The sequence below is a fragment of the Actinomadura sp. NPDC000929 genome, assembly GCF_040492065.1.
GTDB lineage: Bacteria > Actinomycetota > Actinomycetes > Streptosporangiales > Streptosporangiaceae > Spirillospora > Spirillospora verrucosospora.
In genome coordinates, this window is the sequence record NZ_JBEUPA010000110.1 from 22,253 (window position 1) to 30,370 (window position 8,118).

At 72.6% G+C, this 8,118-nt stretch carries 6 protein-coding genes and 1 pseudogene; 2 read left to right on the forward strand and 5 right to left on the reverse strand.

All coding sequences use genetic code 11. The features are described from left to right. Positions 1 to 6: 6 nt before the first annotated feature. The gene (locus ABWI04_RS29990) at positions 7 to 1,650 is read right to left on the reverse strand and encodes a succinic semialdehyde dehydrogenase (RefSeq protein WP_353834540.1); all 1,644 of its coding nucleotides are present in this window, start codon (positions 1,648 to 1,650) and stop codon (positions 7 to 9) included. A 264-nt stretch (positions 1,651 to 1,914) separates the two neighbouring features. On the opposite strand from ABWI04_RS29990, the gene ABWI04_RS29995 reads away from it, so the two are divergent. Continuing rightward, positions 1,915 to 2,562: a TetR/AcrR family transcriptional regulator gene (locus ABWI04_RS29995; protein ID WP_345176532.1), complete on the forward strand. Its 648-nt coding sequence runs from the start codon at positions 1,915 to 1,917 to the stop codon at positions 2,560 to 2,562. A gap of 16 nt (positions 2,563 to 2,578) precedes the next feature. Here the strand turns inward: ABWI04_RS29995 and glpD are convergent, their stop codons facing one another. From glpD to guaB, 3 genes are all read right to left on the reverse strand, one after another. After that, positions 2,579 to 4,318: a glycerol-3-phosphate dehydrogenase gene (gene glpD, locus ABWI04_RS30000; protein ID WP_345176529.1), complete on the reverse strand. Its 1,740-nt coding sequence runs from the start codon at positions 4,316 to 4,318 to the stop codon at positions 2,579 to 2,581. Between the two features lie 99 nt (positions 4,319 to 4,417). After that, positions 4,418 to 5,533 carry a GuaB3 family IMP dehydrogenase-related protein gene (locus tag ABWI04_RS30005; protein WP_345176832.1) on the reverse strand — a complete coding sequence of 372 codons (1,116 nt, stop codon included), beginning with the start codon at positions 5,531 to 5,533 and terminating at the stop codon, positions 4,418 to 4,420. A gap of 84 nt (positions 5,534 to 5,617) precedes the next feature. Beyond that, a complete protein-coding gene (gene guaB, locus ABWI04_RS30010) occupies positions 5,618 to 7,114 on the reverse strand; it encodes an IMP dehydrogenase (protein WP_353834541.1) in 1,497 nt (498 codons plus the stop codon). Positions 7,115 to 7,357: 243 nt separating this feature from the next. On the opposite strand from guaB, the gene ABWI04_RS30015 reads away from it, so the two are divergent. Next, entirely contained in the window at positions 7,358 to 7,747 is a 390-nt protein-coding gene (locus ABWI04_RS30015) for a DUF5319 domain-containing protein (RefSeq protein WP_179845994.1), read from the forward strand. A 46-nt stretch (positions 7,748 to 7,793) separates the two neighbouring features. On the opposite strand, the pseudogene ABWI04_RS30020 reads toward ABWI04_RS30015, so the two are convergent. After that, positions 7,794 to 8,118, reverse strand: a pseudogene (locus ABWI04_RS30020) (hypothetical protein); the annotation flags it as partial.

Genomic DNA, 8,118 nt, shown 5'->3' on the forward strand with positions numbered 1-8,118 from the left:
AGATCCCTACTTGATCCGCAGCTTCTTCATGAGCTTGATGCCGGTGGCCATGTAGTCGGCGAAGGTGTCGTAGCCGATCGCGCCGGGCGGCTCCAGGTCCATGAAGTGCTGGCTCGCGACGGTCTGCACCTCGGTGAACTTCAGCAGCCCCTCGGCCCCGTGGCGGCGTCCCACGCCCGACTGCTTCATCCCGCCCATCGGGGAGTCGTAGGAGGCGTAGGCGGCGCCGTAGCCGTCGTTGATGTTGACCGTCCCCGCCTGGATGCGGGCGGCGAGGCGGCGGCCCCGCGCCGGGTTCTTCGTCCACACCGACGCGTTCAGCCCGTAGGGCGTGTCGTTGGCGCGGGCGACGACCTCGTCCTCGTCCCGGTACTTGTAGACCGCGACGACGGGGCCGAACGTCTCGTTCGCGCACAGGTCCATGTCGCCGTTGACGTCCGCGAGGACCGTCGGCTCGTAGAACAGCGGGCCGACGTCGGGACGGGCCTTCCCGCCGGTCAGGACGGTCGCGCCCTCCTTGACGGCCTGGTCCACGTGCGCCGTCACCGCGTCCAGCTGGCGCTTGTGGGTCAGCGAGCCCATCTCGGCGTCGAAGTCCAGGCCGGTGCCGAGCCGCATCCCCTTGACGAGTTCGACGAACCGCGGCACGAACCGGTCGTAGACGTCCTCGTGGACGTACATCCGCTCGATCGAGATGCACAGCTGGCCGGCGTTGGTGAAGCACGCGCGGACGGCGCCGCGCGCGGCGCGCTCGACGTCGGCGTCCGGCATGACGATCATCGGGTTCTTGCCGCCGAGCTCCAGCGAGTAGGCGACCAGCCGCGGCGCCACCTTCTCCGCGATCGCCTTGCCCCCGCGCGTGGAGCCGGTGAACGAGACGTAGTCGGCGTCGTCCACCAGCGGGTCGCCGATCTCGGCGGGATCGCCGACGACGATCTGCCAGAGATCGCGGGGCAGCCCGAGCGAGACCAGCAGGTCCAGCACCCACAGGCTGGACAGGCACGTCTGGGTGTCCGGCTTGTGGACGACCGCGTTGCCCGCCATCAGCGCCGGAGCGATGTCGCTGGCGCCGAGCGCGAACGGGTAGTTCCACGGCGCGATCAGCGCCACGACGCCCTTCGGGTGCCGCAGTTCCTGGACGCGGGTCAGCCCCGGCATCATCCCCTTGCGGCGGCGGGGCTTCAGCAGCCGCGGCGCCCGCCGGGCGTAGTAGAGCGAGCACAGCGCGACGTCGAGGAACTCCTCCATCGCGTGCCGGCGCGCCTTGCCGGTCTCCAGCTGGATGATGTCGAGGATCTCCGCGCGCCGGTCGACGAGCGCGTCCGCGAGCCGCAGGAAGGGTTTGGCGCGCTCCCCCGCGGGCAGCGCCGCCCAGGCCCGCTGCGCCTCGCGCGCCCGCTCGTAGGCGGCCCGGACGTCCTCGGGGCTCGACAGCGGAACGGTCGCGAGGGGCTCACCGGTGAAGGGGCTCGGGATCGTCGCGGTCTCGGCGCCGTCCGAGGCGACGTGCGAGACCAGCCGGTCGACCAGAGTCCGGGGAAGCGTGTGCTCTGCCGCGCCCTTGGCAGAGTCCGCCGCGCCTTCGGCAGTGTTCGCCGGGCCTTCGGCAGAGCCTGCCGCGCCTTCGGCGGGAACCGTCGGGGATGCCATGCAGGCAGGGTATGACCACCCGCCCAGTTTGGCTACCCGCAAGTAATGCGCTACTTGCAGTGATTCGCCCCACTCGGGGCGCTATCTCCGCTCGCGCTCCTCGCGGCTTCCGTCCGCGAGCGATGACCGCTGTCGAACGGACCGTTCCAAGCCGGGTGGAGTTGTGGAAGTCGGAGACTGACCGCCCCCACCCGGTGTATCCCGAAAGCAGGAGGAGAATCTCAGCGCCGTCGGGGGGCGGCACTGCCCAGGGGAGGGACAGCGATGACGCATGCCCGCGGCCACACACCCGAGAGCGGCGCCGCCCGCCCCGGCGCGCGCCGGGACCGCCGCGAGCAGACCCGCGCCGCCCTGCTCGCCGCCGCCGAGCGCCTCTGGGCCGAGCGCGGCATCCACGGCGCCTCGCTCGACGACATCGCGGCGGCCGCCGGACTCACCAAGGGCGCCGTCTACTCCAACTTCGCGGGCAAGACCGACCTGCTCCTCGCCCTCATGGAGCGCATCACCAGCGCCCGCACCCGCACCGACGTCTGCGACGAGCTCCGCGCCGCCGCCGAGGACGCCGACCGCACCGGCCGCCCGTCCCGCCGCGACTCCGACGAGGCCCCCCGCCGCCTCGCCCTCCTCCTGGTCGAGTTCTGGCTCTACGGGATGCGCGACTACGCCGCCGGGTGGCGCATCGCCGACTGGTACGCCGAACGCCGGGAACAGCTGGCCCGGGAACTGGAGCCCGCCGACGGCTCCGCCCCCGACGGCCCGGCCCCGGGCGAGCCGACTCCGGGCGACCGCGCCACCCTGACCATGGCCCTCGACTTCGGCCTGGCCTTCCAGCACCTCCTCGACCCCGTCCGGGTCCCGGCCGACCTCTACAGCACCGGCAAGACCCTCGTCCAGGGACGGCCCCGGCCCTGAACCGCCGGCGCCCGGGTCACGGGGTCGCCACGGGGACGATCTCGGGGGCGCCCCGGCGGCGGGCGTCGGCCTCCTGGTCGCCGTCCTGGGTCTGGGAGGCGCGTTCGGCCTCGACGCGCTTGCGGTAGTACTCGATCTCGCGGTCGCGCTGCTTCTTGGACCAGCCGAGGACGGGCGCGAGAAGGTCGGCGGCCTCCTGGGCGACGCCGACGCCGCGGTCCCACGTCTCGATGGAGATGCGGGTGCGGCGGGCGAGGACGTCGTTGAGGTGGCGGGCGCCCTCGTGGGTGGCGGCGTAGACGACCTCGGCGCGCAGGTAGTCGTCGGCGCCGTCCAGCGGCTTGGCGAGGTCGGGCCTGTCGGAGATGAGTTCGAGCAGGTCGTCCAGGAGCGTCCCGTAGCGGCGCAGCAGGTGCTCGATCCGGGCGACGTGCAGGCCGGAGCGCGAGGCGAGACGGTGCCGCGCGTTCCACATGGCCTGGAAGCCGTCGCCGCCCACCAGCGGGATGCGGTCGGTGCAGGACTCGGCGACCTTGCCGTCGAGGCCGTGCGCGACGGCGTCGATGGCGTCCTTGGCCATGACCCGGTAGGTCGTGTACTTGCCGCCCGCCACGAGGACGAGGCCCGGGACGGGGTGCGCGACCACGTGCTCGCGGGAGAGCTTCGACGTCTCCTCGGTCTCGCCGGTGAGGAGGGGGCGCAGGCCCGCGTAGACGCCCTCCACGTCGTCATGGGTGAGCGGCGTGGTGAGGACGGCGTTGACGTGGTCCAGGACGTAGTCGATGTCGGCCTTGGACGCGGCGGGGTGCGCCCGGTCGAGGTCCCAGGCGGTGTCGGTGGTGCCGATGATCCAGTGGCGGCCCCAGGGGATCACGAACAGCACCGACTTCTCGGTGCGCAGGATGATCCCGGTCGCGGAGTGGATGCGGTCCTTGGGCACCACCAGGTGGATGCCCTTGGACGCCTTCACGTGGATCTGGCCGCGCCCGCCGACGAGCTCCTGGATGTCGTCGGTCCACACGCCGGTGGCGTTGACGACCTGCTTGGCGCGGACCTCGCTGGTCGTGTTGCCCTCAAGGTCGCGGATGCGCAGGCCGGTGACGCGCTCCCCCTCGCGCAGGAACCCCAGGCACTGCGTGCGCGAGGCGATCTGGGCGCCGTACTCCGCGGCCGTCCGCAGGGCGGTCATGACGAAGCGGGCGTCGTCGACCATCGCGTCCCAGTACTGGATCGCCCCGGTGAAGGCGTCCTTGCGCAGGGACGGCGCGAGGCGCAGCGCCCCGCGGCGCGTCAGGTGGCGGTGGTGCGGGACGCCGCGCGTGCTGCCCATCTGGAAGGCCAGCGCGTCGTAGAGGGCCACGCCCGCCCCGAGGTACGCGCGCTCCCACACGTGGTGCGTGGTCGGCAGCATGAACGGGACGGGCTGCACCAGGTGCGGCGCGATCTGCTGGAGCAGCAGCGAGCGCTCGGTCAGCGCCTCCCGGACGAGATCGAAGTTGTACTGCTCCAGGTACCGCAGCCCGCCGTGGATCAGCTTGGACGAGCGGGACGACGTGCCGGACGCGAAGTCGCGGGCCTCGACCACCGCCACGGACAGGCCCCGGGTGGCCGCGTCGAGCGCCGCGCCGGCGCCGACGATGCCGCCGCCGACGACGACCACGTCGAACTCCTCGCGGGCCATGCGGTCGAGCGCCGCCGCGCGCTCGGCCGGGCCGAGCCGCGAGCTTCCAAGACCGGTCACCGGTGATCCCGTCATCGCGCATCCCCCCACAGCGGTTCGGTTTCCGAACGGTTCTTACCCAAGAGTAAGGACCGGTTCACACCGAGATGTGAAAGAACGGGCGTGGGGTCGCTCTCAGTCGGTGGACTGGCCGGGGGCCACGACGACCTGGACCCGCTGGAACTCCTTCAGCTCGGTGTATCCCGCGGTGGCCATCGAGCGGCGCAGCGCGCCGATGAGGTTCATGGAGCCGTCCGCGACGTGGGACGGACCGTGCAGGATCTGCTCCATCGTCCCGATCGTGCCGATCTCGATGCGGGTGCCGCGGGGGACGTCGCCGTGGTGGGCCTCGCTGCCCCAGTGGTAGCCGCGCCCGGGCGCCTCGGTGGAGCGGGCGAACGGGGAACCGACCATCACGGCGTCGGAGCCGCAGGCGAACGCCTTGGCGATGTCGCCACTGTTGACCATGCCGCCGTCGGCGATCACGTGCACGTAGCGGCCGCCGGACTCGTCCATGTAGTCGCGGCGCGCGGCGGCCACGTCGGCGACCGCGGTCGCCATCGGGACGGCGACGCCGAGGACGGTCCGCGTCGTGTGCCCGGAGCCGCCGCCGAACCCGACCAGCACGCCGGCCGCGCCGGTGCGCATCAGGTGCAGCGCCGCGGTGTAGGTGGAGCAGCCGCCGACGATCACGGGGACGTCGAGGTCGTAGATGAACTGCTTGAGGTTCAGCGGCTCGGCGCGCCCCGACACGTGCTCGGCGGACACGGTCGTCCCGCGGATCACGAACAGGTCGACGCCGGCGTCGATCACGGCCTTGTGGAACTGGGCCGTGCGCTGCGGCGACAGCCGCGCCGCGACCGTGACGCCCGCCTCGCGGACCTCCTCGATCCGGCGGCCGATCAGCTCCTCCTTGATCGGCTCGGAGTAGATCTCCTGGAGCCGCTGGGTGGCGCGGACGTCGTCCAGCGAGGCGATCTCGGCGAGCAGCTGCCCCGGGTCGTCGTAGCGCGTCCAGAGCCCCTCGAGGTCGAGCACGGCCAGGCCGCCGAGCCGTCCGACGGCGATCGCCGTCGCCGGGCTGACGACGCTGTCCATCGGCGCGACGACCAGCGGCATGTCGAACCGGTAGGCGTCGATCTGCCAGGCGACGCTGACCTCCTCGGGATCGCGCGTCCGGCGGGACGGCACGATGCCGATGTCGTCGAAGGCGTACGCCCGGCGGCCGCTCTTGCCACGGCCGATCTCCACCTCAGCAGCCACTGCGCCCTTCCTCCACCTGAATCGGTCTTCCCGCGGTTCGCGGGACCAAGCCCCGGAAGAGCTTACGTCAGGTCACCGGCCCTGGTAGTTGGGGGCCTCCACCGTCATCTGGATGTCGTGCGGGTGGCTCTCGCGCAGGCCCGCGACGCTGATGCGCATGAGCTGGCCCCGCTCCTGGAGCTCGGGGACGGTGCGGGTGCCCGCGTACCACATCGACTGGTGGAGACCGCCGACGAGCTGGTGCGCGACGTTGGCGAGGGGACCGCGGTAGGGGACCTGGCCCTCGACGCCCTCGGGGATCAGCTTCTCCTCGGCGTTGACGTCGGCCTGGGCGTAGCGGTCCTTGGAGTAGGAGGCGCCGCGCTCGCGGTTGCGCATCGCGCCGAGCGAGCCCATGCCGCGGTAGGACTTGTACTGCTTGCCGTGAACGAAGATCAGCTCGCCCGGGGACTCCTCGACGCCGGCGAGCAGGCTGCCGAGCATCACGGTGTCGGCGCCCGCGACCAGGGCCTTGGCGATGTCGCCCGAGTACTGCAGGCCGCCGTCCCCGATCACCGGGACGCCCGCCGCCTTCGCCGCGCGGGCCGCCTCGAAGATCGCGGTGATCTGCGGGACGCCGACGCCGGCGACGATGCGGGTGGTGCAGATCGAGCCGGGGCCCACCCCGACCTTGATCGCGTCGGCGCCCGCGTCCACCAGCACCTGGGCGCCCGCCGCGGTGGCGACGTTCCCGCCGACGACCTGGACCGACGAGTTGCCCTTGATCGCGGCGATCGTGTCGGCGACGCCCTTGGAGTGGCCGTGCGCCGTGTCCACGATGATCACGTCGGTGCCGGCCTCGATGAGGGCGCGAGCGCGGCGCAGCGCGTCCTCGCCGACGCCCACGGCCGCGGCGACGAGCAGGCGGCCGTCGGCGTCCTTGGTGGAGTCGGGGTACTGCTCGCTCTTGGTGAAGTCCTTGGTGGTGATCAGGCCCTTGAGGCGGCCCTCGCCGTCGACGAGCGGGAGCTTCTCCACCTTGTTGCCCGCGAGCAGGCGGAACGCCTCCTCGCGGGAGACGTCCACCGGGGCGGTGATGAGCGGCATCGGCGTCATCACCTCGCGGACGGAACGCGACAGGTCCGTCTCGAAGCGCATGTCGCGGTTGGTCACGATGCCGACGAGCACGCCGCGCACGTCGGTGACCGGCACGCCGGAGATCCGGTAGCGGGCGCACAGCTCCTCGACGTCGGCGAGCGTGGCGTCCGGCAGGCAGGTCACCGGGTTGGTGATCATCCCCGCCTCGGAGCGCTTGACCCGGTCGGCCTCCGCGGCCTGCTCCTCGATCGACATGTTGCGGTGCAGCACGCCGATGCCGCCCTGGCGCGCCATCGCGACCGCGGTGCGGGCCTCGGTCACCGTGTCCATCGCCGCCGAGACGAGCGGGATCCGCAGCGAGATCTCGCGGGTCAGCCGGGTCGTGGTGTCGGCCTCGCCGGGCTGCAGGTCGGAGTAGCCCGGCAGCAGGAGCACGTCGTCGAAGGTCAGGCCCTGCGGGAGGAACTTGTCGGGCTCGGCGGCGGGGTTCATGACAACCTTCCCGTGGTGGTGGCGGCATCGGGCCAGGTCACAAGGGACCCTGTCCCCATGGTAGGGGCTGGGCCGACGGCCGGGCGGGCTTTGGGCGCGGCGCTCACGTGGTCTTGATGACATCTGCCAACACGCCGGGCGCTCCTTCGCATTCCCCTCCGTGCACGCGCGCTTCGCGCTCGTTCGCGCACGGAGGAGGCCGGGGGGTGCACCTCCCGGGGCGTCCCGCAGTAGCGTGGGGGTGTGCACGACGATGCTCCGCTCGACCCGTTCGCCGGAGATCCGGAGGATCCGGCGGCGGCGCTCGGCGACCCGGGCGACGAAACCGCTCCGCTCAGCGTGACGGAGCGGGAGGACGTGCTGGCCGACCTCGCCGACCTGGAGGTCTTCCGGGCCCTGCTGGAGCCGCTCGGGGTGCGCGGCCTCACGGTCGACTGCGGCGACTGCGGCAAGATGCACTACATCGACTGGGAGCTGCTGCACGGCAACCTGCGCCACCTGCTCGACGAGGGCCTCCCCCGCGTGCACGAGCCCGCGCTCTCCCCCGATCCCGTCGACTACGTCAGCTGGGAGTACGCCCGCGGCTACGTCGACGGCGTGATCGACAGCGAAGAGGGGCGCGACGAGAACTGACCGCCCGAGCCCGCACCGATCCGGACGCGAGGGGCGCGGGGCGCCGTCAGTCGTCGGTGGGGCGGTTCTGGTAGTCGAGGGCGCGTTTGCGGGCCAGGCGGCGCAGATCGTCGAGACGGGGACGCGGGTCGGCGAGCGGCTGCGCGTCGGGCCTCTCCACCGGCTCCGCGAACATCGTCGGGGCCTCCTGCCTGCGCGGAAGGCGGCGCGGCAGGTGACGGGGGAAGGGCCCGTCCGGGCGGCGCCTGAGCTGCCGGCCCTCACCGCGGTCCGGGGCCTCGGACGGCGTGCGCGCGGCGGGGCGTCCCGCCTCCGGGGCCGGGCGCACGGGCGGCCGCGGACGCTGGAGCGCGCCGGCGTCGGTGTCGGCC

Excerpts from the sequence above, each read along its gene's own strand:
- ABWI04_RS29990 (WP_353834540.1), bottom strand. The coding sequence starts at position 1,650 with ATGGCATCCCCGACGGTTCCCGCCGAAGGCGCGGCAGGCTCTGCCGAA.
- ABWI04_RS29995 (WP_345176532.1), top strand. The coding sequence starts at position 1,915 with ATGACGCATGCCCGCGGCCACACACCCGAGAGCGGCGCCGCCCGCCCC.
- glpD (WP_345176529.1), bottom strand. The coding sequence starts at position 4,318 with ATGACGGGATCACCGGTGACCGGTCTTGGAAGCTCGCGGCTCGGCCCG.
- guaB (WP_353834541.1), bottom strand. The coding sequence starts at position 7,114 with ATGAACCCCGCCGCCGAGCCCGACAAGTTCCTCCCGCAGGGCCTGACC.